Here is a 25945-nt window from a genome sequence, read left to right as displayed (position 1 = left end):
ACCGGTTTACTTTTTGGCAACAGCGCTCCGTGCCTTCACAATCTCCACCATGGCTTTCAGCTTGTAATACTCCCTGTCCGTGGAACCTGCGTAACCAGCGGCATAGAAACGGATATTTCCCATTGGATCGTAAACGATTTTAGTGGGCGTACCATTGATATTGAACGCCGTGTTTGGCTCATCGCGCAATACATCCAGGGTAATTCCCCTCCTGGCTACAAAAACCTTAACAGTCGGAAGGTCCTCAAACAAATTGACAACATACAGTTTAAACGGCTCAGTTTTATAATCGGCCACCACACGCTCAAAGCCGCTGAATGCTGCCACACAGGGGGTGCAACCGGTTGACCAGAAATCCAGCACCAGGATTTTCCCGGCGTGATCCGCAAACTTTACTTCCTGCTCCGCCAGGTTCGTTAAGACAATATCTTTCACCGGCTTGTTAGCGTCAAAAAGCGCAAGCGGTTCGCGGCTTCCATCGGAATTGGGGAATTCTCCCTTGATGGTCTTGGTTTCTTTCGCGATATACGTTTTCTCTACTTCCTTATAATACTTCTGGTAGGCCTCGTCCTGGAGAGATTTGATTAACTCCTCGACGCCATTTGTATTTCCGTGCACTTTCTTGTAAATATCTTTGTACACAGCTGCCATTTTTGGGTTGGAATCCGCGTTGCGGAAGGCTTTGGTCAGTGTATCCAACGCTCTTTTGTTTTCACCGGCAGCAGATAAAATCAGGCAATAGCGGGTGAGATACTTCGATTTTGAATCCTTGAAGTATTTCATCTCCCTGGAATTGTCTTTTTGTTCACCCGATCTGGCGATATTCTTCATTGCCACATCCATATTCCCCAGCCTGGCATTAGCCAGGGCATTCACTTCCAGCAGCACCTGCGTCCTGCTTACCCCGTCGCTCAATTCGCCTTTCTCCAGTTTCTCCAAAAGTTCCCTGGAAGCCTGTTCCACAACCTTGATGTGCTTGTTTTCATCTACCAAATACTCCAGCGCATAGGTTATGTCAACGAGCTTGATGACTGAAAATTTCGGGTTGGTACGCATGTAATACTCATACCGCCCGATGTCCCCTTTCGTCAGCCAACCGATTGCCAGTTGTGAGCGGCATTCATTGTCTATTTCGGGTTTCATTTTACCCGGTAAACTCTGCCGGACCATCTCATTATAATACCTCTCCTGCTCCCCGATGTCAGCGATCAGGTTAAATCCCTCGAAGTTGTGCTTCTTGTCTGTTTGTTGCTGCGCGAAAGCTGCGCTTGAGATCAACAGTAATGCGATTAATTTTTTCATCTTTTTTATCTTTTATCACTATTTATTTAATCATTTCAGCAAGTCGCTGGTGCAGATGTTCCCCCCTTAAATCTTTGCCTACAATTTTACCGTTGGGATCCACCAGCACGTTGGCGGGAATGGAAGTGATGTCGTACAATTCCTTCACCTCACTTTTGAAAGCTTTGAAATCACACACCTGCTTCCAGGGCAATTTATCTTCGGCTATGGCTTTCAACCACCGGTCTTTGTTATCGTCCAGCGAAACTCCCAGTACTTTAAAGCCCTTACCCTTGAATTTCTCATATGCGGCCAGCACATTCGGATTTTCGGCCCGGCAGGGAACGCACCAGCTGGCCCAGAAGTCTACCAATACGTAATTGCCTTTGTAGGAAGCCAGGGAGACCGGTTTCCCCTCTATATCGTTTATGGTAAAGACAGGCGCGGTGATAGTACCCGACATTGCCTCTTTCGCCTGGTCGAGCCGCGGTTTCCATCGCAATACCTTTTCTGAATTCTGCATCCTTTTGCTTAGTGTATTGTACATCGGTTCTACAAGTCCGGGTTGAATCGAGCTTTGCGTAAACAGGTCCATCAGGTCTACGCTGGCGTATGCGTCCGGGAACCGTTTCACCATATCGGCAACCAGTTCTTCATAGAACCGCATACCATCGGCGGCGCCTGCCGTTTTACTCCTTGCCGCCGCTTCCGCGCTATAAAACATCCAGGCGTCCTGCTCCTTCCCGCCACCACGGTAAGACGCCATGCCAGCGGTATCGAAGGTCACATCTATCGTTCCGTCGAGGTAGAACAGGCCTACATTCTTCATGTTATTGCCCTCTTCACCGCCCTGGCTGCGCTGGCGCGGCCCGCCTGCGGGGCGGGGAATGATCAGGTTCAGTTCCGCCAGTTGCGGCCGGCCGATAGTTCCCTTAAACCTGAATTTACCGTCGATGATGGCGGTCGTATCCGCCGCGTATTCCCCTCCTTTATCGTCGGGCGGGTAAGACATCACGGCCTTTGTCGCCTTGTGGTTTGCCGGTATGATTCCCCTGATATCGTACACGGTCTGCGCCAGGCCGATGGCCGGTATAGTAAGGGCTAATGATAAGGCTGCCAGTCTTTTCATGATGCTGTTTTTTAAGATGGTGAATCGCCGCTCTTACAGCGGCGATCCGGAATGGTTGGTTTATGATTATGGGTTTTCTTCGAGGCCTTTACTTTCCTGGAGCATCCGTTCGCCGAATTTCAGTGCAAAACGTTTGGGATCCAGTTCGTGGGTTTCTACGATATCCCCTGCAATGCTCCGCACCTCGTGGGTATACCGGACGTGATCATGATATACGGGATCTACCGACAGGCGCCTCATATCCAGCCAGCGAAGGCCGGTAAAGGCGAATTCACGAATTCTTTCGTCCAGGATATATTTAACCAAAGCATCTTTATTGGCGGCCGCGGCGGACGGCACTGCTGGCGCTCCGGAACGTTGAGCCCTGAGGAGTTCCACATCTGCAATTGCCCCAGCCAGGTCATTGGCGCGGGCGCGGCACTCTGCCCGCATCAGGTACAAATCGGGTAAAGAAGGGCCAACCGGGGTTCCAAAACCAATGGGGTGCCGCATGCCCAATGGGAAACTGGCGGAACCATTGAATTCCATCGGATCAAACAGATTAGGACGTTTATCCTGCGGATCAAACAGGCCGATGGTAGCCGGAGACAACAAATAGGCGTTTGCATTTCCGCCTATATACGACACCGCGTACACCTGGATGCTATAAATGGTTTGGGTGTTATCCGCCGGTTGTGGAAATCCCACCAGCATCAACCCGAGTAACATTGGGAACCAGGATTCATCTGCATCCGGGTCCAGCACCTTGTTGTAGTCATATAAGGCCAGGGGGATGGTGGACTTTGGGATTTCGGCGAAAGCCGCATCCAATTGCTGCTTCGCGCCCTCGAAATTTTGCATGGCCATATAAATACGCGCCAGGTAAAAGTGCGCCGCCAGCCTGGAGATTTTCCATCGGTGCTCCAGCGGCCCCAGATCAGGAATCGCGTCTGTCAAATCGCTTATGATCTGCTCATAGCTTTCCTTTTTTGTCCGCCTTTTAAAATCCGTCAAAGTAACGTCAGCTTTGGTGAGCCCGGGGATTCCCAATTCCGTGGCCGCCGTAGCCGGATTGTAAGGCGTGGTAAAATCGGTCAGGAACAAGAAGTTGGAGATGGCCCTGCCGGCTTTCGCCTCGGCGAGAATCGCTTTCTTCTCCATTTCGGTGCCTCCTTGTGAATCCATCACTTCATTGATGATTTTGTTGAATACGTACAGCCTGCGAATGTACCCTTCTTCCGAACTCACCTCTTCCGGCAGCTGGTCCGCCTCATAAATACGTTCCGCATATTTGAACAGGCGCTGCGTACGGAGCGTGTGCTCATTGACGAATGGCTTTAACGCCGTTACCTCATCGCCCATATACACGCCCGCATTACTTTGCGACAGAAAATTCATGTTCAGTATCTGCCGGTAGTCTTTTGTCATGGCAGCTATCTGCTGCCCTTTAGGTACGATTTCCAGGAACTCCTTTTTACAGGATAGCTGTGGCACGAGTGCTGCAAAAAGCACCAGGCAATGCACATATTTTAGTTTGAATGTCTTCATGATGGTAAATGATTAAAATGAAACGTGTGCTCCTACGGATACGGTCCCCTGTGCCGGCCTGGACCTGGCTCCGCCATTCTCCGGGTCGTAAAAACGGTCATTGGCCGTCCAGATCAGTAAATTGGACAGGTTGAAACGCAAGGTGACTGCCTGGGCATTGACTTTCTTCACTACAAATCGCGGGAGATCATATCCCAGGCTGATATCCCTGATCTTGGCATAGGACGCGTTCAGCACGCGGGAGTGGGCGTAGGTGTAATACCACAGGTACCGAGTGGCATTCTCGGAAGCGAGGAATACATACTTGGGAATATCTGTCCTGCTATCGTCTCCCGGTTTTCGCCAGCGATCGTTGAATTCGGGGTTCTCGGGATCCAGTCCGTTCAGCGGGTCGCGCATCTTATAACCCAAACTGTAAATGATATTCACCGAGAGGTTGAAGTTTTTGTACTGGAAATTATTGGATAAGCCCCCATTCCAGGGCGCCTGGGTAAGCCCGCTGTATACAATATCTTCCGGCAACGTCACATTGGGCTCAGAGGTCAGCGAGCCATCCGCGCGCCTGACCTGCGGATTCCCTTCGCCATTCAGGCCGGCGTAGTGATAGGAATACAACAAATTCAATGGGCGGCCCACCATCATGGTAGCTTGCACCAATGCCGGCCCTGTAGTGGGCGGGTTGATATTCAGTTTCGTCAGCTTGTTCCGGTTATAGCCTATCACCAGGCTGGTCCCCCATTGGAAATCATTCGTCTGGATGTTGATGGAATTCAGGAGCAGGTCAACCCCCTTATTCTGCAAATCACCGAAGTTCCCGGTTACGCTGGCATAGCCGGTTAAAGGCGAAGTGAACAGCGTCCCGATGAGATCGGAGGTATTCTTGATATATGCGTCAACCGAACCGCTCAGCCGGTTTTTGAAGAAAGCAAAATCGACACCCGCGTTATACACCCGCGTCCGCTCCCATGTCAGCTTGTTATTGGCGGGAACGGAAAGGATCAGGCCGGCACCTCCCACAGCGTTTGCATCGGTATCCGGCTCGAGAATATCGAAGGAGGCAGCTTGTCCAACGTTAGGGGCATTTCCTGTGATCCCGTAGCTGAAACGGACATCCAGCCTGTTCAGTGCCGTAAACTCCCGCATGAACTCTTCCCAGCCTAAGGCCCATTTTCCGCCTATGCTGTACACTGGCCGGTTCTGCGCCGATTTGTCCAGCCCGAACAGGTTGCTCTGATCGATTCGCCAGCTCGCGTTTAAGGTGTATTTGGACAAATAAGTATAACCAGCCGTTGCGAAGTAAGAGGATCTTCTGCTTGCGCGCCCTTCACCACCTCCGACGTTATAGGTAAGGCCGGCGGTACCGGTAGGCCCGGCAACACCGGTAAAGCCCGTGGCAAGCGTCGCGAAATCCACAGGCCGCGACACCTGCAACTGGTCATCCCAGCCGTAGTACGTGGCAGTGCTGTTCATCCCCTGGTTGTGCGTCGCTTCCTGTCCCGCCATAACGCTCAGCCAGTGATCTTCAAATTGCCTGGCATAAGACAGCTGGTTCCTTACCGTCCAACCCCTTTCCAGCGAGTTGGTCGCATTCAGCCTCCCGCCAAACTGCGGCAGGTAGTATACTGGCGTGGATGCCTGGGTCGGGGCCGAGGTGTACATCATCAGGTCGCGCCGCACGACCCAATTGGATTCATCCAGTACCTCCCGGTCATTAACCGATGTGATGTTATAGCCGTAGGTGCCGGTAAATTTCAAGCCGTCCAGGATGTCGATGGTACCACCGCCCACGAGCCGGGCTGCGAGAATATTCCCGCGCTGGCTGCGCCGGCCCAGTTCGAGAAGGGGACTGTAATCCAGGTTGACCCTGCTGCGCGCCTGGTAATCCTGCCGCATAGGGTCGCTGGGCGGTACAAATACGCCCCATGGGGAAATGTAGTTGATATTAAGCGCATTACCGGCCGCATCGCGGTACAACTGATAGCGCGGGGCACCGCTACCGCCGGACCCCTTGCTGCTGCTGGTAACATTGGTGAGATCGGAATTCAGGTAAAGTTTTACCCGTTTCCCTATGTTCACATCATTGCGCAGGTTGATTTTAAACTGGTTCCGTTTTTCGCCGGGAACGTTGGAACGGGTACCCACATGGTTCAGCGAACCGTAGAAGGAATATACTTTCCCTCCGCCGGAAACGGAAATCGTCTGGTTATACTCAGCGGCAGAACGCACAAAGTAATCATCCAGCTGGCTCCAATTGTCGAGCTGCGACAAGCTGTCCAGTTTGGATTGCGCCTGCCCCGCCGTCAGCAAACCCCGTTGCTGATCCCAAAGCACCTGTTTGTGAGGCAAAAGACCAATGGCGCTTGCGGCAGCATAGGTTGTGCCTGCGGCTTCAAGGCCGAAAATCTCCTGCTGGCTTTTGATGTACGCGCCACTGGCCCAGACGGGCAGGTAATCGCGACGGGGCCGGCCGTTAAAGGAATAGTAGCCATCGTAATCCACTTTCAAAGCCTCGCCGGCCTTCCCTTTCCTGGTGGTGATCACAATTACGCCATTGGCGGCTTTGGCGCCCCATATGGAAACGGACGTGGCATCTTTCAAAACGGTAATATCCTCCACGTCCTGCATGTTCACATAATTAATATTCGGAACTTCCACATTGTCAACCACCACCAGCGGTTCCGTTGCGGCGTTGATGGAAGTGGAACCGCGGATGACCATTCCTCCCGATTGCCCGCCGCTGCCGCTGGACAAACCCGGAATAAGGCCTTCGAGGCGCGAGAGTACATTGGTACTGGTGGTGCGGTTGCGCATTATTTTCAGGTCGGGCTTGGAAAACGATCCGGCGCTCCGGGAGCGGTCGATTTTCTCGTAACCCGTGTTGAAAACTTCCACTTCCTGCAGCTTCCCGGTGGCCCGCTCCATTTTTATCGTTCCAAGTTCACGGGCTACAATGCGTTCGGCGGGATGATAACCAACATAAGCGATAAAAATAGTGGCATTCTCCTCGATGTTCCGTAGTATAAATTCGCCTTTCTCATCCGTAGTCGTCCTGCTCCTGGAATCCTTTTCAAACACGGATGCTCCCGGCATCGGCTTACCGTTTTCATCCACCACTTTACCCCGCACCTCGATCAGCTCCACGACCTGTCCGTTGCCTGCCGCCTTTGCCGGGGACTTCCTGACGATCGTCACGATCTTCCCGTCGATGGTATAAGTCAGCGATACGCCTTCGAGCACGGATCTGAGCGCTTCGTCGATATCCGCATTTTTCAGGTTTACATCAATGAACTTATCCTTGGGAATGATCTTCCCGTCATAGAAAAAGTCATATTGGCTTTGTTTCCGGATGGCTTTTAAGACAGACGCCAGTGAAGCGTTTTTCTGGTTGATGGTGATCTGCTGTCCGAAGCCCGCAGCACTGACCTGCATACATGCAATTAATAACACGGTGGTTAATCGCATAACGAGCACGATTTTAGGGCGGGGGCAGGTTGAATACCCCCGGCATCTGTTAAAAATTCTATACATTTGATTAGTTTGGATGTTACACAGCAAGCGCTTTTCGACCGGCAGCTTGCTGTAACTGATTTTAGTTGATTCCAGACTGGCTAGTCCCGGCATAGTTGGGACTAGTTTTTTTGGCTAAGGCAAATTCTTCTTCATGTTTGGTTGATTTGATGAATTCTGATTTGGTTGATATTTACAGCTTTACTTAAACAGTTTCTCGATCGTTGCTTCCAGTTCTTTCCCGTGCAGATCTTTCGCGATGATTTGACCATTCCGGTCGATGAGTATATTTCTAGGGATGGCCGTGATATTATATTTTTTGCTTAAAGGAGATGCAAAGCCCTTGAGGTCGCATAAGTTTGTCCAGGTATACCCATCCGACTGGATGGCCTTTTTCCAGGCTGTGCCATCGGTGTCAAGCGAAACGCCTATCACCCCGAAGCCTTTTCCTTTGTATTTGTTGTATATGGGAATCAGCCCGCGCCCTTGCTTCCGGCATGGAGCGCACCAGCTCGCCCAGAAATCTATAAAGGTATACCGGCTGTTGTTCACGACTTCGCTTGCAGATATTAACTTCCCGTTGATGCCCATCATGGAAAAATCCTCGTAACGGATATCCGTTTTAACTGAATTTTCGATTTTGTCCTCCGGTTCCGTATCGGCCGCTGGCCCCGCCACATCCTTATGATTGATGGCTAATGTGTATTGTTTTTTAGCGGGAGGAAGGCACATTTGTTTTGTACAGGCCATGTATTTGATGGTAATGGGAAGCGAAGTCGGCTTTTCGGATCTGAGCGTGATCGTTTGCGAGAAAGTCACCCCTTTGGCATAATATGCCAATGTTTCCCCATCTTTTTGTTCCATACCCTTTTCCTGGATTTCATCCACAAACGTAACGTTGTCATTCTCTTCGAAAATGATCTCCGTGGGCAGTCCCATGCCACCAGATGCCTGCCGGGGATAGATGTGATAGGGCGCTTTCACGGTTGCCCGGAGAATAACCCGGTAAGTGAGCGGGGCGGTTTGTTCAGACCTGAACTCCCAGGATACGGGATAGCTATTTTGCGCGATGGCAATACCTGCGAGGCAGGTGAATAATATAAACAGTGTAATTGATTTCATTGGTTGACCTATCGTGTTACATAAATTTTCCTGCCTTCCACCCGGAATTTTACCAAACCGGAAGACTCAATCGATTTAAGCACCGCAGCGAGCGGTTTTTGCCTGGATATCCATCCCCCCGACTCCAGGTTATCCGGAACGGCATCGTCATAAATAATTTCCATATCATACCACCTGGCGATCTTTCGCATGGCTGTTTTGAATTCAATGTTGTTCAATGCGAAATCACCGTTCTTCCAGTCGATGATATTATCGGTATCGGTTGGCTGTATGGTTATCTGGCCGGCCTTATTCAGGGCTTGTTCGCCAGGCCTGATCCTCCGTTTTGTTCCGCCGGCGCTGACGTCGATGGCGCCTTCCAGCAATGTGGTGGCTACAACCGGTTCATCCGGATAGGCGTTGACATTGAAATGCGTACCTACCACTTCGATATCCTGGTTATGACTTTGTACGACGAAAGGATGTCGTTTGTCTTTAGCTACTTCAAAATAGGCTTCCCCCTCCAGCTGGACCAAACGCTTACCGTTACTGATCAGGCCGGAAGAAAATACCAGGCTGGAGGCTGAATTCAGCCAGACGTCCGAACCGTCCGGAAGGTGGATCTGGTATGTTTCTCCCCGGGCGGTCGACAACTTGTTGAAACCCGCGGATGCTCCTTTGGCCCCTTTCACTTCATACACCAGCTGCCCACCCGGCGACTTACGGATTACCACGCCGGCTTCTTCGGCCAACTCGCCGTTGGCCGCTTCAGAAAGCTTAATCTTTTTTCCATTTGATAAGGTCAGCGTGGCACCGGTAGTCCCCGCAGGAATATTTACCTGGCTTTCGGCCCTGGCAACGGGGGCATCAGCCTGCCTGTCCGCAAATAGCGAAATTCCGAATATGATTGCGCCAACGGCGGCGGCAGCCACAGCTACGCGCGGCCAAAGCCTGATCCGCCTGGATGCCGGAGCCTGTTGTTCCACAATACGGTTGAAAACCTCATCTGCCCTGTCTTTGGGCAGAAATGCCAACGCATCGCCGGCCAATTCGTTCCAATGTTCGTCCATCCGCTGATCCAATGCGGCTTCCTGCCCGGTATCCAGGATCACTTGCCGGAACTCTTCCAGCTCTTCGGGACTCATATTTCTGTCTAAGTATGCCCGGTACAGCGCATTTATCCGATTCGAATCCATATAATGCAATTACGGCCTGATTGGCCCATTTCATTGAAAGACACCTGGGCCTGGGAGATCGGGGTACACGAAACAATAGAATTTTTATCTTTTTCCGGGGTAGCGAGGATGTAAGCGAATTTTGTCCGCCGGCCAGGGGGTGACCAACGCCTTGAAATTATATCAACTTTAATATGATCAAAATTGCCGCTATGTCAGTATGGTCTTTAACATATGACCTGACAGATTTAAGGGCCCGTTTGACGTGCGTTTGGACGGTCAACGGGGATAAGCCCAGGCGTTCCGCCGCTTCTTCGTACTTGAGCCCCTGTTGCTGGCATAATATATAAACTTCTTTTTGTTGCCTGGGCAATGCATCTATGGCCCTGTTCAGCACATTCCGTACGTCCCTGATCAGGATTTCGTCTTCCATATCGTTGGTTTCCTCCCGCCAGTCTTTCCCCAAAGCCTTCTCTACCTTCCCCTCCAATACCATCCGGCGCAGCACATTTAAAGACCGGTGCTTCGTCAGGGTTCTTAAATAGGCTTCGAGGTTGGCAATCTCCAGTACGCGATCCCCCATTAACCAAAGCTTTAAAAATACTTCCTGGACCATTTCTTCCGCCTCAGACTCCGAATGCAACAATTGTAATGCATAGGTATAGACCTTCCTGCCGTAGTTATCGTAAATGGCACGGAACGCCTGGTGATCCCGTCCGGCCACACCAGCTAGTAATTCCCTTTCTTGGTCTGCAGGGAGAAGACCCATAGATACCTGATTTCGAATAAATGTACAAATTCGCGGGAAATGATGGATAGATTTTAGGTCGTTTCAGTATTTTATGCGATTGTATACATTGTCTGTGTAGAGAATAAGTCCACTTAGGCGCACCTTAAATGGAGAAATCGGAAATACTCCTGGTTTGTCCATTTTCTTTTGGCCCGGGTATTACGCGATATTTTATTACCTTTATGCCTCATGACACGCCAATCAACATATTACCCTCAGTCGATCATTGTCGCCTAACGCAGGCCCACAAAGCATTCCCGCTTTGATACTCCCCGGCTACCTGCGTTGAATGTCTTCAATTAATTTATTGAAACCGGCTTGCTATGCCTGTCCGCATACGCAAGACAGAATTGTTATACCATGTCGGCATTACAGTCGTACGGATGGAATGAGCATTTTATGCGTCATTCCGAATTAAACACATCCCAGGACCTCGAAGCTGCGAGAGTCTTGTCCATACAAGGATTTAAACATCTGCTGATCACCGGCACCGGCAACGTAGAAGCGCAACTTGCCGGCGCGCTCATCAACAGCCGCGAACCGGAAGCCTATCCCAAAGTAGGCGACTGGGTGCTGGTCAAACGTTACGATGAGGAAGGCATCATCATCGACGTACTACCGCGCATCAACGCGCTCAGCCGCAAAGCGCCCGGTACGCACAGTACGCGGCAAGTGCTTGCTGCCAACATCGATGCGGCGTTTATTGTGCAGGGGCTCGACCGCGATTACAACCTTATGCGTTTGCAACGTTACCTGCAGCAGGTTGTACAGTGCAATATTCAGCCTGTCGTCATTCTCAATAAGGCAGACCTCGTACCTGATCCGGAAACGTACCGGCAAGCGGTACAGGAGCTGGGATACAATTGCCCGGTAGTACTCACCAGTGCGCTGGATCAGGCGCTGCAGGAAGAGTGGGCGGGTCAATACCTTCTGCCCCGGCACACTTACATCCTGCTGGGATCGTCTGGCGTAGGCAAAAGCACACTGCTCAACAGCCTGGCGGGTTACAGGCTGCAGAAAGAAGGCGCTACCAGCACCGCCAACAGCAAGGGAAAACATACCACCACCGCCAGGCATCTCGTACTGCTTCCCAATGGCAGCATGATCATCGATGTGCCGGGCATGCGCGAGTTTGGCGTTACAGGAGAGAGCGGAAGCGAAGGCGTTCATCACCCGCTGATAGATGAGCTGGCGCCGCAATGCCGGTTTGGAGATTGCACCCATCAGCATGAGCCCGGTTGCGCCGTCGTCGCAGCTGTCCGCAACGGCACATTGCCTGAGCCCGTATACCGCAGCTACCTGAAACTAATGCGCGAGCAATATCATTTCCAGGCCAGTGAAGCGGATAGGAAGCGAAATGAAAAGCAGTTCACTAAAATGGCCAAACAGGTATTCAGGCACCGTAAAGACACCAAGTATTGATACCGGCAATAATGAAAAAATAGCGGCCTGTGTATTTACAGGCCGCTATTTTTTTGGTTGGGTAATTTCGCTGGTTATCAACCCGAAGCCGGGTGCCGGTCAGAATTGATAAATTGAAAACACCTCTAAAAATTAAACGTTTCAACATTTTGTTGTATATTCGGCCATAGGCCATGCATATACACGCTGACCTTTCTTGCCTTTCTAATTCTCCACGAACCAAGTCTAATTCGCTTTTGTCTTGCTAACCGATACGCCTTGCCTGGTCGTTTCCATATGATCTGCCAGCAATGAACTGTCCGGTGGCCCATAAAAAAACATCACTATGAATCAGAAAGGATTTTTAATCGACATGGATGGCGTCATCTACCACGGCGCAGAACCAATTCCGGGAGCAGTAGAATTTATCAACAACCTCCGCGACCGGGGCTTCCCATTCCTATTTTTGACCAACAACAGTCAGCGTACCAACCGTGACGTTTCCTACAAGCTTCGCAAACTGGGCTTTAATGTCGAGGACGAGGACATCTTTACCTGCGGGATGGCAACAGCCAGGTACCTTGCTTCCCGTACCCCTGAGGCCACCGCGTATGTGATTGGCGAAGGCGGGCTGCTGGCCGAGCTCCATGCTGCCGGTTTTTCGATCGTGGATGACCACCCTGATTATGTGATCATCGGCGAGGGCCGCACCATCATGCTCGAATCAGTCGATAAGGCGATCAACATGATCATGAATGGCGCCAAGCTCATAGCCACCAACCTGGACCCCAATTGCCCTGTTGGCAATGGCAAATACCGGGCTGGTTGTGGCGCCTTTGTGGCAATGGTAGAGTTTGCTACCGGCAAGCAGGCATTCAGTGTGGGCAAGCCCAGCCCGGTGATGATGCGGATGGCCCGTAAAAAACTGGGGCTCTCCACCGACCAGACGGTGATGATCGGTGATACCATGGGAACTGATATCCTGGGCGCCGGCTCTATGGGCTTTACCACGGTACTTACGCTTTCAGGCGTAACAAAGGCCGAGGACGTTGATAAATACAGCTATCAGCCAGACTTTATAATATCCTCAGTGAAGGATCTGCTTGATTCTGATCTGTTTGAACGGGTGCTGGAAAACAAAAAGGAAAATATCGAAGAAGAGCAATACAGGTAAAGTGGTTTCAAAAAATAAGAGGCTTTTTTGATAGCGGGTTAAGTATTTTTCAATCAACAAACAATGAGGCTGCGCCTCATTGTTTGTTGATTGCAGACTTTTAATAAAAAAGCGGGCGGAAATGCATTTGCATACCGCCCGTTTTTTAAAATGGGTTTAAGACCAATATCTATGGCATTACCTCAGCTAATTTGGCATCCAAAGCAGCATCGTCTTCACTTCCCCCGCTATATCTTCCCACGATCACTCCATTCCGGTCTACGAGAATTTTCGTGGGCAGTGTCCGGATACCGTATGCTTCGCTTAAGTCATCCGGGTTAGCTTCGTTCCTCATTCTCTTCTCCATGTCCAGTCCGCGCAGTACGTGCTTCCACATACCAATGCCGTCATCTGCCACCGCTTTATGCCATGCGCCATGATTACGGTCATCGTCAGATATGCCAATAATCTCAAGCCCCTTTGACTTGTAATGCGCATACAGTTCTTTAAGATGGGGATTGCCTTTGCGGCATGGCACACACCAGCTTGCCCAGAAATCCAGCAATACATACCTGCCTTTGTAGTCGGACAACCGCAACGGCTTACCATCGATATCCGTTTTAGCGATACCAGGAGCAACCACACCCGGGATGCCTTTCTTTTTTCTTTCCAGCTCTTCGGCAATCGCCTTGCCAAATGAGCTTTGCTGCACCTTTAAAGGGAAACGCGCAAATATCCTATTCAGGGAGTCGGCAGAAAGCTCACCTGCTTTCATCCGGAGAAAATAAGCCGCCATGTACGATGAGGGATTTTTTTTCAAAAATGCGCTCTGTACTTCGTCGATCTCGGCGTTATAAGGTTTCAGTACCCAGCTCTTCAGCTCCTGGAATTCAAAGTTGCTTCTCTTATTAACGGCGCTCAGGGTATCCATCACCTCTTTCCAGCGCGTCCGGATCTTTTGTATTTCATCATTTACCGAGGCATACTCCGTATGCGAACGCGAACCGGTCATTATGACGTTCTTAAAATCATCCTGGCTGAGCATAACTTTCATGCTGGCGGGCTCCAGCACGATGGTAGCCATATTGGCCTGATCCATCCTGGGATTCAGCTCCGTGCTTAAGCTGGAAATAGTTGGCTCTTTGATATCTCCCGAAAACCTGAAAGAGCCATTGCGGACTAGACTGCTGTCCAGCTTACGGGCGCCTTTGCTATCTGCATAGAACAGATAAATTTTGTTGACATCTTTACCAGTAATCTTTCCATCAATCACAAACTGCGCATGACAGACAACGATATTGCCAAGTGTAATAAAAAACAGCAATACTTTCTTCATTATCGTATTATTTATGAATGTTTATAAGATGAGGTGCGGACCGCGTTTTGCAGGTTTGTCCCGCATCATATTTTTTTATTGAACGTTCTGTTTTACGTTGGGATTTTCCACCAGTACATCCAGCGAGATCCGCATCACCACCCGGGGATCATCCGGGTTGATGGTCAGGGGCGCTGAGTTAAATGAACTGTAGTTCCTCACCATCGGCAACCCGTTCCTGAAGTAATCATAACCGATATGGCCCTCAAACGCCAGTTCCAGCCTGCGTTCCCTGAGGATGGCAGCGAAAAGGGGTTGTCCGGCCAGGCCGTTTAACCCGGTCAGGCCGGCGCGGGTATGAATGGCATTCAGGTCTGTGAGGGCGTCATCGTTCCTGCCTTGCTTCACCCTTGCTTCCGCCCTGTTCAGGTACATTTCCGCAAGGCGGAAGTGGTTGAACGGTGCGTTGCTGTAGTAAACGCCGACGTCTACGTACTTATAGTAATACTTTGACGTGCTCAGGGTATCTGTCGTATTATTCCTGTATTTGTCCACTATGTAGAAATTCCAGCGCAGATCGTTTGCGGCAAGCAGGTCCAGCAAAGCGGGCGACGGTTTGACCTGGCCGGTGGAATAGCTGGGATGCCCCGCATACACGCCGGCCGGCTGGTTGAGCAGCATCGGAAGGGTCGTGGTCGCTGCGTCATGATTGAGCGCCCAGATGGTCTCGGCATTAGCCTGGTTGCTGCTCTTATAATAGTTCGCATAAGCCGCGCCCTGCAGCAGCGTGTACCCGCCATTGAGTATCACTGAATCCGCATACTGCTCTGAAAGCCGCGCGTAGTCAGTAGCGGGCGCATCGAAAGTACCGCTCATATACAGGTACACACGGGATAACAAAGCGAAGGAAGCGTACTTATTGGCAAAACTGTTCACCTTCTTTTGCGAGAAAAGCGGAATGGATGCCTTCAGGTCGGCAATGATCTGGTCATATATCTCCCTGACGGTCGCCCTGGCGGGAGGATTATCTGTACCGGTGATCGGCTGGAGGATAAGCGGGATGCCCGGGTTGGTTTCCGGTGACTGATAATAAGGCCTGCCATATACCCGCACCAGGTTAAAATTGATAAAAGCCCGCAGGAACAGGTTTTCAGCTTTTGCCTGGAGGATCACCGGGTTGGTTTCTTCATCCTTTACGTTCCTCAATACCATATTAACGCCCAGCAAAGCCTGGTAAGAGGTCTGCCAGAACTGATGCGTCAATCCAAAATCCTTTGATTCCGTATTGGTAAAAGTAAAGGCATCGAAGTTCTGGGCATCCACCAGGTTGCTGGTAGAGGTCTGGTCAATGAATCTTACATTGTTGCCGCGGAATTCACTGATGTTGAACCAGTGGTTTTCCACAGCATACAACCCGGTATAGTTGCCGATCGTGGCCTTGGTAAAGCCTTCGGGTGAAGCAAACTGCTGGCTCTCGAAGTTTACGTTATGCGGGGTAAGGCCGTCCAGTTTTTTGTCGCAGCCGGTTGCAAGCAGCCATAGACCAGCAGCATAAAAGCCCGCGCGAACAGAATTTTTTATATCAAAAAAGGTCATGATTCAATGTTTTAATTAGAAGCTTACGTTAAGACCAAAAATGAGCCGTCTGGGCATGGCGCTGTAGATCCCGGTACCTGCATAGGCATTGGAAACCGCGCCAATGGTAGCTCCTTCAGGATCGGCAGCATACAGTTCTTTGCTTTTCAACACGAACACATTGTCTGCGCTGGCATATGCGGTAAGGCCCGACAGCTTTATTTTTTGCAACAGGTTACGGTTGAAATTGTATGAAAGGCGGATATTCCTCAAACGCAGGTAGCTTGCATCCTGGTAGATCAATGAGGAATTGATGTTGGTACCGCCGCGCTGGCTGAATGCAATATCATACCAGTTGGGAAAGTTGGCATTGGCGTCGCCGGGGCCTTTCCAGAAGCGCTGATTTTCCGTTGGCGCCGCTGCATTGAAGCCATTCTGCCAGGTGCTTGGGCTCATAAAATTCCGCAATGCGTTGTTCATGATAACGTTGCCGTAGGAATAGTTGAACAGCATGCTTAAAGTAAAGCCCCCGTAAACGAAGGTACTGGTAAAGCCCCCGAAGAACTTTGGCGTTGCGGAGCCTATCACCTGGTAACTGTGCAGGCTGCCTGCTTTAGCCAGCGGAATACTGTCTACGATATCCACGCTTTTGTCGCTGTTGATGCGTTCGAACAGCGGCCGGCCGTTATCCGGGTTCACACCTACATACCGGATCGCGCGCAGCGTATTGATGTCTTCGCCGAGATGACGGTAATAGGCCCTGGAGAAACCGTCTATCAGGGAATCCCCGAATATTTTGGTGAGACGGTTTTGGTTAAAGCTGATGTTGGCATCAAGGATCCACTTGAATTTACCGGCCTGAACGGCGACAGCAGATGCGGTCAGTTCTATGCCTTTGTTCGTCAGTTCGCCCACATTGCGTATTTGTGTAGGAAAACCGGTATAGGTCGGCAGCGGCACGCTCTGCAATAGCCCTGCGCTCCTCCTGTAGTAGTAATCGGCTGTAAGGCTGACACGGTTCCACAATCCCAGGTCAAGCCCAAGGTTGGTGGTATACGTGGTTTCCCAGGTGATCTGGTCATTGGCCAGACGCTGGATCGTTGCGCCGTAAGTAGCCTGGTCATTATAACGGACAGCATCCGCATAGGTTGTGAAGTTGAGGAAATCCGCGCCGGCTTCCCTTCCGGATGTACCGTACGTAGCCCTGATCTTCATATTCGATACCGGCTTGATCCGCTGCATAAAACGTTCATTGCTCATCAGCCAGGCGCCGCTTACAGAGTAGAATGTACCATACCTGTTCTCTTTGCCGAAATTCGTGGAAGCATCCCTGCGCACAGAGGCGGACGCCAGGTATTTACCTTTGTAGTTCTCATTGATCTCGCCGAACAGGGAGAAAGATGATTTCTCCAACGGTGCTGCCGAGCCTGGAGTAGGCAGGATGCCGCGCTGCTTGTTCAGGTAATTCCCGTAGTTCTGGAACGCGCCCAGGTTGCGTTCACCGGGGTACGCTGTTCCATAGGCGTCAACAGACAAGGACGTTGTTTGAATTTCACCATATTCCTGCCCTACCAGTGCGCTGAGCGAATGATCACCGAATCGCTTGTTAGCCGTCAGCATGTTGGAGGTCAGGAAGTATGTACTTCTCGTATCAGTAATGTTTATCGATCCGTCTATCCGCACCCTGGCATTGGCGGGACCGTCATACCGGCCCCTGTACGTACGGGGATCGCGGTAGCTGTTCAGGTTGGTATTGATGTACTGCAGCGTATTGGCGCTTTGCGCGGTTAGCCAGGGAAGTATCTCGTATTTCAACCTGCCGGTGAACAGGTAGCTTTGCCGCTGGGTAATGGCCGTGTTGTATTTGTGTGAATACGATGGATTATCATACCATTGTGTAACCCTTGCCCCGGAAGGATTGTAAATGTAATTAGGAACAGAATCCGCCGGTGCTCCATTGGCTGTATAAGGTGTTACCCAGGGTTGAAACAGGTAAATCTGGTTTTCAGAAGTTGTGGCCGTATACTTATCCCACAGCACGTTGGTGTTGAGCGAGAAAGATAATTTCCTGGAGATACGCTGGTCGATGTTAAGCCGTAATGCTTTCCTGCTGAGGTGATCGCTCAGCTCGGTGCCGTCCTGGTTCACCCAGTTGACCGCTGCATACACCTTGGTGCGGTCGGTGCCGCCGGAGAGTGACAGGTTGATATCGCTCAGGCTGCCATTGGGGTAGAAGGCACGATCCGTCCAGCTGAAGTTCTTTTCCAGGTCAGCATCCGTAAATATCCGCGTTGCATTGAAATAATTTTCAAAGCTGCCAAAGCGCGTCTGTAAAGACGGTGTGCCGGCGTAGAGTGATTGCATGCTGCGTGTAATATGAGCAGACAATTGCTCCGTATCCATAAAATTCACCAGCCTGTTGCTGTACACGCCGCCATGGCTCAGGTTGAGGTTGACCTTTACCGGTGCATTGGCGCCCTGGCGGGTAGTGACCACGATCACCCCCTGCGCGGCCCTTGAACCGTAGATGGCAGCAGAGGCCGCGTCCTTCAGCACGGTAAGACTCTCGATGTCGTTGGGATTTATGATATCCTGCAGGTTGGCGGCGGTGGTGATAACGCCATCCACAACGATCAGCGGGCCGAAATTACTATTGGACTGATCAGGCATGGAAGCCTGCCCTCTTAATACGATCTGCCCCCTGGTAGCTACACTTCCTCCATTCTCCACGATATACATCCCCGTGGCTTTGCCTTTGAGCATAGCGAGCGGATTAGCGCCGGAAACACCACTGCGGAGATCGTCGCCGCTGAAGCGCTGAACGGAGCCGGTCAGTTCACTTACTTTTCTCTGCGTGTAGCCTGTGGAGATCACTACCTCCCCGATATTCCGGGCCATCACACGCATTGTGAGCTCAAGCGGTCTTTGGGAAGTGACCGCGCTCACCCTGTATATAATTCGCTCATAGCCAATAAAAGATACCTCGATAACATCTCCTGCATCGGCTTGCATGTTAAACCGGCCGCTTTCGTCGGTTACTGCAGAAACTTTCTTCCCGCGGACGGTCAGCGTTGCACCAGCCAGCGGCTTGCCGGCCGTATCTACAATACGGCCTGTAATGGGAATAAATGCGTTGATCGCTAAACGCTCAGTGTTACGTTCCCGGGAGGCGCCCGGGGGCACAGGCGTTTTTCTTCCAGATAAGAAAATCGTCTTGTCCTCTATCACATATTCAATGGACCGGTCTTTTAACAGCATATCCAGGAACTTGGTCAATGGCATAGCAGTTACCGATAAAGACACCGTTTGATTTTGGGAAAACGATGCCTCCTTTGTAAGTACAACGTAACCCGTTTGCTTTTCAATCATCGAAAAAACTTTCCTGAACGTCAGATCTTTCCCTTCAATAGTGACGTTTTGAGCAAACCCTGTAGCCCTGACGGAAATAAAAGCGAAAGTCAATAATAGTGTGGTTAGTCTCATAACCCTCCAGATTTTGGTTCGGAATCCTTTGTTTTTTTCTAAGGGCTCATGGCATCCGTCTAAGCGGATTTGGTTGATGTTCCCGCCCTTCAGCATAAGGTCAAAAAAAAGGACCCGGAAGCGCACAGGAAGCCAATAGCGATTTTTTTGCATAATTTGCACCTGATTTGGTTGTAAATAAATAATGGTTGATCGACCGTTTGAAAACTGACTGAATCATCCAACCGTCATGGGGCCTAACCATGACGGTCTTTTAATGTCAGTAATGTATGCACGCCAATAATGGTTGATTTATATTTATAAAAGTTGGTTTATGCATTGTAATTCTATCGCCTGAAGCGTTGTCAGGGGAACAATCTCAGCGTCCTGCCTTCCAGCTGACAGTGAATACCCAGCCTGTCCAGGCCTTTTATTAAGCCATTGAGCGTTACCCCCCGTGTCATTTTTCCCGTCAGCTTCATATCCTGTATCTCGCCCTCATATACAACATCAACATCATACCAGCGCTCCAACTGGCGCATTACTTCTCCAAGCGTTGCTCCCTCGAAATCGAACAACCCGTTTTTCCAGGCCATAACTTTTTCTACGGAAACATTGCTGTGTACTGTGATCTCCCGGTGTTCCCCGGGGCCAGCGGGAACATTTGCCTGCTGTCCCGGCCTAAGCGTCACGGTTTCGCCGTCCGGAGTCAGCGGCCCGGCGTTATTACCAGGGATCGGGACCGGTCCGATCCGCACGCTTCCCTCGAGCAATGTGGTGCTTATACTTTCTTCATTATCGTAAGCGTTCACATTAAAATGAGTACCAAGTACCTGTATGTTTGTTTTATCCCTTACATTCACCCTGAAAGGAACGCTGCTTTTAACGACTTCCAGGTACACTTCTCCCGTTACCTTTACGGTTCTTTCATTTCCATTGAAAACAGTAGGATAGGTAATAGAACTGGCAGCATTAAGCCAGGCCTTTGTACCGTCCGGCAGCCTGACATCAAACTGGCGCCCCTTGGGCGTTGTGACAGTATTGTAGGCAATTTCTCCGGAAGCCGGCCCGGCAGGATCGTAGGCCAGTCCGCCACCCCTCAAAACTACCGCCGCACCGTTCTGATTAGAGACGATGCCTTCGCTTAAACTATCCAACACCACCTGGCTGCCATCAGACAAAGTCAATATAGCGCCGGTCCTGCCTGGAAGAATATCTGCAGGGGTAGTTGACAGAGCGGTGCTATTTTGTTTTGACCGCTGATAAGATGATGAGATAAAGTAGACCGACGACGCAATAACCGCCAGGATAGCCGCAGCCGCCCACCAGCGGCGCGCGAAGATCATATGACGCTCAGGCATGTGGGAAGACTGGCTGTTATTATCCAAGATCTTATTAAGTATCCGCTCCCTCAACGCCGCTTTGTTGTCCGGATGATACTCCGAAAGACTTTCACCGAGTGACTGGGAGGAAGTAATTTCCTCCACCAGGTTGGCATTGTTAGGCGAAAGCGCTTTCCAGTCCTCCAGCCGCCGCTGTTCGTCTTCTTTTAACGTCCCCTGCAGGTATTTATACAACAGGCCAGGTATGTCCTTATCTTGCATTTACCGGGTTTTAATGAAAAAACTAAAGAACAATAAGCTCCATAGTCTATTACGGCTGAGCATATAGAACCTACCAAAAAAAAGAAGACTTTTTTTATTTATTTATATTGAAATACTTACTTATAAAGCATTTCATAAATATCATTAAAACCAGCGGGAAAAAAGAGGGGGAACAGGATGTATGATTGGCCCAGCGCTATTCTTATGAGCTTTATGGCGTTCGACTTTTGGTTACTCACCGTCTGGACGTTCAGGTTCAGCCGTTGTGCAATTTCTGCGGGTTTGAGGCCTTCTTTATAGGAGAGCAAAAAAATTTCTTTCATTTTCCTCGGCATCTTTTCTACTTCCGCATAAACGAGCCGCAAAAATTCTTCCCGGATCTCAAGCCAGGCAAAATCAGGCTCTGACTCCAGCAGCAGGCTTTGTAACAGGTCTGCATGTTTTTCGGATTTCACTTTGTTATGCCTTAATATATCCAGGCATGCATTCCGGGCGGTCACTTTAAGGAAAGCTGCGATCTTCTCCTGGCTTTCCATCTGCCCGCATCGCTGCAATAGCTTTATGAACGTTTCGGAAACAACGTCCTCCGCTTCCTGCTTGTTATAAAGCCATCGTTTCGAGTATTGATAAACAGAAAAATAATACCGGTCATATATTTCGGTAAAAGCCCTGATATCACCTGCCTGAAACCGCTGAACAAGATTATTTTCTTCGTATGGGTGGTTGCTCGACAATAACTGAATTAAAATTTGATATCTCCTTCACAATACTATCACAAATTCTCATTTTCTCCTTATCAATTTACATATAAATTTTAATGTGTTATGCTGATAAAAATCCTTTTGGGATGATGTTAATCTGTTTCGGCTATCTGCTCAAATTATGAATGCATTATAAAATAAGACAATGTCATTTTCATCGCGAAACGCCAGCCTGTTGCTATTTTATCTTCCTGTAGGCTTCTAACAATGCGCCCAGCTTGCTTTCAACCTGCTGGTACTTTTTATTTCCCGAGAGGTTTTCCTTTTCAACACGGCCATCGCCCAGATGGTACAACTCCCTGCTTTCAACGGCATCGTTAGACAGGTTGTACCAAACTGTGTATCTCCATTCCTTGTCCCTCACAGAATACCCCATGTCGGTGGCGGTTTTTGAGACTATGGCCTTGTAGGGCCTGACGAACTGGCTGTATGCAACCTTATCCCATCTTAAGGCAGGGTCCTGCAGGACGGGAACAAGACTGCCACCGCTCAGTTTTGAAGCCGGGGGGATATTGCACAGGTCCAGCAGCGTAGGATAAATATCAACGGCTTCCACGATGGCATCCGTGCCTGCGCCATTCTTTGCGCTTCCGGGCGCGGCTATCATCAAAGGCACTCTTGCGTCCAGTTCGAAATTGGTGGATTTGCACCATAGGTTTTGTTCCCCTAAATGATAGCCATGATCGCCTACTAACACTACTATCGTGCTTTCGCTCAAACCCAGCCTGTTCAGCTCTTCCAGCACTTTGCCGACCTGCGCGTCAACAAAACTGATGCATGCGTAATAAGCACGGAGAAGATCTCTTTCCTTTTCTTTCGTAAGCGGCCCTTCATCTGGTATGTCCGTGTAACCTCTCAATTCCTGCCATTGATGAAATGCGATCTCCGGTGCGCCTGTGGGCCTGCTGCTATTTTCCACGCCGGGAAAATCAGTGTGCGCATACATATCCCAATACCGCGTTGGGGCGCAATACGGGAGATGCGGCTTCCTGAACCCGGTTGCCAGGAAAAACGGCTCACCTGAATTTTTGAACCGCCTTAACAGGCCGATAGCCTGGTCTGCTACTTTTCCGTCGGGATAAGCGGCATCGGCCTTACTGGTAAACTCAAAAGCATCCGCCTTGCCGCCTTTTTTATTTCTTTCAAGAAAGTATTCCCTGCCTTTGGGGCCGTTGAACTCCGATTGCACCGGCGACCAGCTTACCGAATCCAGCGTTTTTTTTGTATCGTGAAAGATCTTGCCGACACCGACCGCGGTATATCCGTTATTCTTAAACGCCTGCGGCATGGTAATAACATCGGGGACCTTTTCCCTGAAATGGGTGATGAGGTCCGTAACACCAGTCTGATCCGGGCGTAAGCCGGTTAAAATGGAAGCACGGGAGGGGCTGCAAACCGCCTGCTGGCAATACGCATTTTTGAACAATACGCTGCGTTGCGCAAGCTTGTCCATGTTGGGCGTAATTGCTTTGGTATCGCCGTAGCTCGCCAGGTTCGGCCTCAGGTCATCGATGATGATAAAAAGCACATTGTATTTTTTGCCCTTCTCCTTATCATCGGCAAAAACTGAAAGTGCATATAACATGCATGCGGCAATCAAAAAAAAACTTTTGGAGATCATGTTAAAAAAACTTCGTGGAAACATAGGCGTATCAACTATTCCGCGGACCTGGCGATCCTCCGGAATTTTAAGACATTTAATTATAACCATTAGTACTTATGTAGTACATATTAAAAGTAGCGTTTAAAATTTAGACCTGCAAGTCTTTTCCAGATAAATTTTCTGCAACAATAACGCTCACCTCGCGGTTACACCCTGCCGTGGCAATTTCTCTTCCAGCAGCTTTTCAATACTATCGATCCCCGGCCCGGACAATACATTCCCATCCGGCCCTATCAGTACATAATGTGGACGGCCGGATACTACGTAATCCCTGAGCATTGCGGTATCCGCCTTAACATGCAAATAGGGAAGCTGGTTGAGCCGGATCAGTTCTTCAACCTGTACAGGGTTTTCCGTGGTAATTCCAACTATCTCGAAGCCGCGGCTATGATACTTTTCATACAGGGATTTGATCTTCGGAAAGGCCATAATACAGTACCCGCACCATGTTTCCCAAAAGTCCAGCAATACAAACCTGCCTTTTAGCGAAGCAAGGGATATTGCTTTCCCGTCAAAACCCATGTACCTGAAGCCAGGCGCGGGTTTTCCCAAAAGCGGATATACATAATGCGACTGCTTTTTAGGTTTGACCTCGTTTTGTTTATACCCGGCGTATGCCTGCTGAGGCGTGAGCCCTGCAACATTGCCTTCCTGGTTTTCGCGCCGCTTCGATATCTCCCAGGTTTGTGTCTGTAGCGTACCGTTGAACTGTACCATCGACTGTGCTTTCACGATGCGCAGAGGGGGTTGTGTTAAAGTAAGCGTGATAGTGGTGGTTGCATTATAAGCATTGGGTGGGTAGGCTAAAATGAGTTGTTGCAGACCGCCGGACTGCTGAAGTGAAAGAGCGGGCGTTTTGCCGTAGGGATAATTATGAAGCAGGTAGTCTGACAGGTCCGCACGGAAAAGCATCGGTTGGATGAGATTCAGTGCGCTGCGGTTTTTGGCCGGGTTACTGAAGTCGTTGGGAAAGAGATAGGGATTAACCACCAGCAGCGTGCTGTCCCGGTGGTTGGCCTCGATATATTGCTGCCTGTCATAATAGCTGTCGAAACCTCCAAAGGCGGCTTTACCGCTCAGGTGAAATACATAACCAAAAATCGTATCCCGTTTCTCGGGCAACAGCCAGGCATTGCCTTCTATGATCTGCACAGAATCTTTAACTGATGGATAGTACCACGTATACTGCATATGGTAGGCAAGATCACGGATCGCCTGGTGCTCACGGTCAAGTTGCTGTAGCAGCGCGACAGCCCGCAGGCTGTCTGGCGATTGCGCCGCAAGGCCTGCCGGGATCAGCACCAGCGTCAATAACAGGCAGAACGCTCTCATAGGCAATTTTCTCCTAATTTACGAATATTTCGCAGAATTACGACAATTTCGTAGCTTAATCCTGACCTGGACATCCTGCGATATGAAAACCGGTTCCCGGAACACCTTTAGCGTGGCCAAACGGCGCACATTGCAGCGGGCGCCTGCCAAAAAAATGCGCCTGCAGGATACTTTTTTCTATATTTAAAGTCATGACCCAATTCAAAACATCGCTATTCACAGCTGCGATCATCATGGCTGCCATGGCTACGACTATCAACAGCGCGGCCCAGCAGCCGGCTATATTCCTGGCGGACCCGACCATCTTTGCTGACAACGGGAAGTTCTACCTGTACGGCACCGGCAGCAACCAGGGTTTCCTGTTCTATGAATCTGCCGATCTGCAAACCTGGAGCCAGCCTGAAGATTCCTCCCGCCGCCTCGCGTTGAAACGCGGGGATGCCTTTGGCAACAGCGGCTTCTGGGCGCCGCAGGTGTTGAAACATAAGGACAATTATTACATGGCCTATACGGCTAATGAACAGATTGCAATTGCCAGTGCGCCCAATCCGGCAGGCCCTTTCCGGCAACATGCCCCTCTCCCGCTTAGCGGCTCGGGCAAACAGATAGACCCCTTCCTGTTTTTCGATGAAAACGGAAAGATCTACCTGTACCATGTGAAGCTGCAGAACGGCAACCGCATCTTCGTCTCGGAAGTGAAACCGGACCTGACAGACGTGGTGCCCGGCACGGAAAAAGAATGCATAGCCAGCACCGGGGGATGGGAAAACACCGCCGGAGCAACATGGCCGGTAGCAGAGGGCCCTACTGTTCTCAAACATAAGAACGTTTATTACCTGGTCTATTCTGCCAACGATTTCCGCAACAAAGATTATGCGGTAGGATATGCCACTTCCCTCTCCCCCACCGGCCCCTGGAAAAAATACGCCGGCAACCCGGTCATCAGCCGGCATACGGTCGGGCAAAACGGCTCAGGCCACGGCGATGTGTTCTTTGATAAAGATGGCGAAATGTATTATGTGCTGCACACCCACCGCTCTGACGATCGCGTATCTCCCCGTGCCACGGCAGTGGTGGCCTTACGGTTCCGGCCTGTAGCCGGCGGCGAAGATGTACTGGAAGCGGATGCGAAATCGTTCAGGTGGCTGAATGTTGCACAATAATGACCA

General features: G+C 50.3%; 17 protein-coding genes. 3 read left to right on the top strand and 14 right to left on the bottom strand.

Going from position 1 to position 25945, the window contains the following annotated elements; translation table 11 throughout:
- Positions 1-6: 6 nt before the first annotated feature.
- The 7 genes from R3I13_RS18020 to R3I13_RS17990 all read right to left on the bottom strand — a co-directional run bounded on the left by R3I13_RS18020 (position 7) and on the right by R3I13_RS17990 (position 10489).
- A complete protein-coding gene (locus R3I13_RS18020; protein ID WP_346319351.1) occupies positions 7-1302 on the bottom strand; it encodes a TlpA disulfide reductase family protein in 1296 nt (431 codons plus the stop codon).
- Positions 1303-1324: 22 nt separating this feature from the next.
- On the bottom strand, positions 1325-2410 hold the full coding sequence (locus tag R3I13_RS18015) for a TlpA disulfide reductase family protein (protein WP_346319350.1): 1086 nt from the start codon (positions 2408-2410) through the stop codon (positions 1325-1327).
- A 66-nt stretch (positions 2411-2476) separates the two neighbouring features.
- On the bottom strand, positions 2477-3937 hold the full coding sequence (locus R3I13_RS18010) for a RagB/SusD family nutrient uptake outer membrane protein (RefSeq protein ID WP_346319349.1): 1461 nt from the start codon (positions 3935-3937) through the stop codon (positions 2477-2479).
- A 12-nt stretch (positions 3938-3949) separates the two neighbouring features.
- The gene (locus R3I13_RS18005) at positions 3950-7399 is read right to left on the bottom strand and encodes a SusC/RagA family TonB-linked outer membrane protein (protein WP_346319348.1); all 3450 of its coding nucleotides are present in this window, start codon (positions 7397-7399) and stop codon (positions 3950-3952) included.
- 246 nt (positions 7400-7645) lie between these two features.
- Complete coding sequence (locus R3I13_RS18000; RefSeq protein WP_346319347.1) at positions 7646-8566, bottom strand: TlpA disulfide reductase family protein; 921 nt, start codon at positions 8564-8566, stop codon at positions 7646-7648.
- A gap of 8 nt (positions 8567-8574) precedes the next feature.
- Positions 8575-9741 carry a FecR domain-containing protein gene (locus tag R3I13_RS17995; RefSeq protein WP_346319717.1) on the bottom strand — a complete coding sequence of 389 codons (1167 nt, stop codon included), beginning with the start codon at positions 9739-9741 and terminating at the stop codon, positions 8575-8577.
- Between the two features lie 157 nt (positions 9742-9898).
- On the bottom strand, positions 9899-10489 hold the full coding sequence (locus tag R3I13_RS17990; protein WP_346319346.1) for an RNA polymerase sigma-70 factor: 591 nt from the start codon (positions 10487-10489) through the stop codon (positions 9899-9901).
- Between the two features lie 420 nt (positions 10490-10909).
- Here R3I13_RS17990 and rsgA point away from each other — a divergent pair, with 420 nt between their 5' ends.
- Complete coding sequence (gene rsgA / locus R3I13_RS17985) at positions 10910-11932, top strand: ribosome small subunit-dependent GTPase A (RefSeq protein WP_346319345.1); 1023 nt, start codon at positions 10910-10912, stop codon at positions 11930-11932.
- 325 nt (positions 11933-12257) lie between these two features.
- Positions 12258-13085, top strand: coding sequence for an HAD-IIA family hydrolase (locus R3I13_RS17980; RefSeq protein ID WP_346319344.1), 828 nt, complete (start codon positions 12258-12260; stop codon positions 13083-13085).
- A gap of 169 nt (positions 13086-13254) precedes the next feature.
- Here the strand turns inward: R3I13_RS17980 and R3I13_RS17975 are convergent, their stop codons facing one another.
- From R3I13_RS17975 to R3I13_RS17945, 7 genes are all read right to left on the bottom strand, one after another.
- A complete protein-coding gene (locus tag R3I13_RS17975) occupies positions 13255-14400 on the bottom strand; it encodes a TlpA disulfide reductase family protein (RefSeq protein WP_346319343.1) in 1146 nt (381 codons plus the stop codon).
- 75 nt (positions 14401-14475) lie between these two features.
- Positions 14476-15975, bottom strand: coding sequence for a RagB/SusD family nutrient uptake outer membrane protein (locus tag R3I13_RS17970; protein WP_346319342.1), 1500 nt, complete (start codon positions 15973-15975; stop codon positions 14476-14478).
- A 15-nt stretch (positions 15976-15990) separates the two neighbouring features.
- The gene (locus tag R3I13_RS17965; protein ID WP_346319341.1) at positions 15991-19236 is read right to left on the bottom strand and encodes a SusC/RagA family TonB-linked outer membrane protein; all 3246 of its coding nucleotides are present in this window, start codon (positions 19234-19236) and stop codon (positions 15991-15993) included.
- Between the two features lie 545 nt (positions 19237-19781).
- Positions 19782-21020 carry a FecR domain-containing protein gene (locus tag R3I13_RS17960; protein ID WP_346319340.1) on the bottom strand — a complete coding sequence of 413 codons (1239 nt, stop codon included), beginning with the start codon at positions 21018-21020 and terminating at the stop codon, positions 19782-19784.
- Between the two features lie 116 nt (positions 21021-21136).
- A complete protein-coding gene (locus R3I13_RS17955) occupies positions 21137-21754 on the bottom strand; it encodes a sigma-70 family RNA polymerase sigma factor (RefSeq protein WP_346319339.1) in 618 nt (205 codons plus the stop codon).
- Between the two features lie 205 nt (positions 21755-21959).
- Positions 21960-23309 (bottom strand): sulfatase, encoded by a 1350-nt coding sequence (locus R3I13_RS17950; RefSeq protein WP_346319338.1) that lies wholly within the window; start codon positions 23307-23309, stop codon positions 21960-21962.
- A 270-nt stretch (positions 23310-23579) separates the two neighbouring features.
- Positions 23580-24776: a TlpA disulfide reductase family protein gene (locus R3I13_RS17945; protein ID WP_346319337.1), complete on the bottom strand. Its 1197-nt coding sequence runs from the start codon at positions 24774-24776 to the stop codon at positions 23580-23582.
- A gap of 191 nt (positions 24777-24967) precedes the next feature.
- Here R3I13_RS17945 and R3I13_RS17940 point away from each other — a divergent pair, with 191 nt between their 5' ends.
- The gene (locus R3I13_RS17940; RefSeq protein ID WP_346319336.1) at positions 24968-25939 is read left to right on the top strand and encodes a glycoside hydrolase family 43 protein; all 972 of its coding nucleotides are present in this window, start codon (positions 24968-24970) and stop codon (positions 25937-25939) included.
- Positions 25940-25945 lie beyond the last annotated feature (6 nt).

Source organism: Chitinophaga sp. YIM B06452, from assembly GCF_039655965.1.
Classification (GTDB): domain Bacteria; phylum Bacteroidota; class Bacteroidia; order Chitinophagales; family Chitinophagaceae; genus Chitinophaga.
Note: the sequence above shows the minus strand (reverse complement) of the source record. Positions and strands in the feature narration are given on the sequence as shown.

What these genes read in the sequence shown, in the direction of transcription:
- R3I13_RS17940 (WP_346319336.1), top strand. Translation starts at nt 24,968, where the DNA reads ATGACCCAATTCAAAACATCGCTATTCACAGCTGCGATCATCATGGCT.
- R3I13_RS18000 (WP_346319347.1), bottom strand. Translation starts at nt 8,566, where the DNA reads ATGAAATCAATTACACTGTTTATATTATTCACCTGCCTCGCAGGTATT.
- R3I13_RS17995 (WP_346319717.1), bottom strand. Translation starts at nt 9,741, where the DNA reads ATGGATTCGAATCGGATAAATGCGCTGTACCGGGCATACTTAGACAGA.
- R3I13_RS17965 (WP_346319341.1), bottom strand. Translation starts at nt 19,236, where the DNA reads ATGCCATTGACCAAGTTCCTGGATATGCTGTTAAAAGACCGGTCCATT.
- R3I13_RS17945 (WP_346319337.1), bottom strand. Translation starts at nt 24,776, where the DNA reads ATGAGAGCGTTCTGCCTGTTATTGACGCTGGTGCTGATCCCGGCAGGC.
- R3I13_RS17975 (WP_346319343.1), bottom strand. Translation starts at nt 14,400, where the DNA reads ATGAAGAAAGTATTGCTGTTTTTTATTACACTTGGCAATATCGTTGTC.
- rsgA (WP_346319345.1), top strand. Translation starts at nt 10,910, where the DNA reads ATGCGTCATTCCGAATTAAACACATCCCAGGACCTCGAAGCTGCGAGA.
- R3I13_RS18015 (WP_346319350.1), bottom strand. Translation starts at nt 2,410, where the DNA reads ATGAAAAGACTGGCAGCCTTATCATTAGCCCTTACTATACCGGCCATC.
- R3I13_RS17970 (WP_346319342.1), bottom strand. Translation starts at nt 15,975, where the DNA reads ATGACCTTTTTTGATATAAAAAATTCTGTTCGCGCGGGCTTTTATGCT.
- R3I13_RS18020 (WP_346319351.1), bottom strand. Translation starts at nt 1,302, where the DNA reads ATGAAAAAATTAATCGCATTACTGTTGATCTCAAGCGCAGCTTTCGCG.
- R3I13_RS17960 (WP_346319340.1), bottom strand. Translation starts at nt 21,020, where the DNA reads ATGCAAGATAAGGACATACCTGGCCTGTTGTATAAATACCTGCAGGGG.
- R3I13_RS17980 (WP_346319344.1), top strand. Translation starts at nt 12,258, where the DNA reads ATGAATCAGAAAGGATTTTTAATCGACATGGATGGCGTCATCTACCAC.
- R3I13_RS18005 (WP_346319348.1), bottom strand. Translation starts at nt 7,399, where the DNA reads ATGCGATTAACCACCGTGTTATTAATTGCATGTATGCAGGTCAGTGCT.
- R3I13_RS17990 (WP_346319346.1), bottom strand. Translation starts at nt 10,489, where the DNA reads ATGGGTCTTCTCCCTGCAGACCAAGAAAGGGAATTACTAGCTGGTGTG.
- R3I13_RS18010 (WP_346319349.1), bottom strand. Translation starts at nt 3,937, where the DNA reads ATGAAGACATTCAAACTAAAATATGTGCATTGCCTGGTGCTTTTTGCA.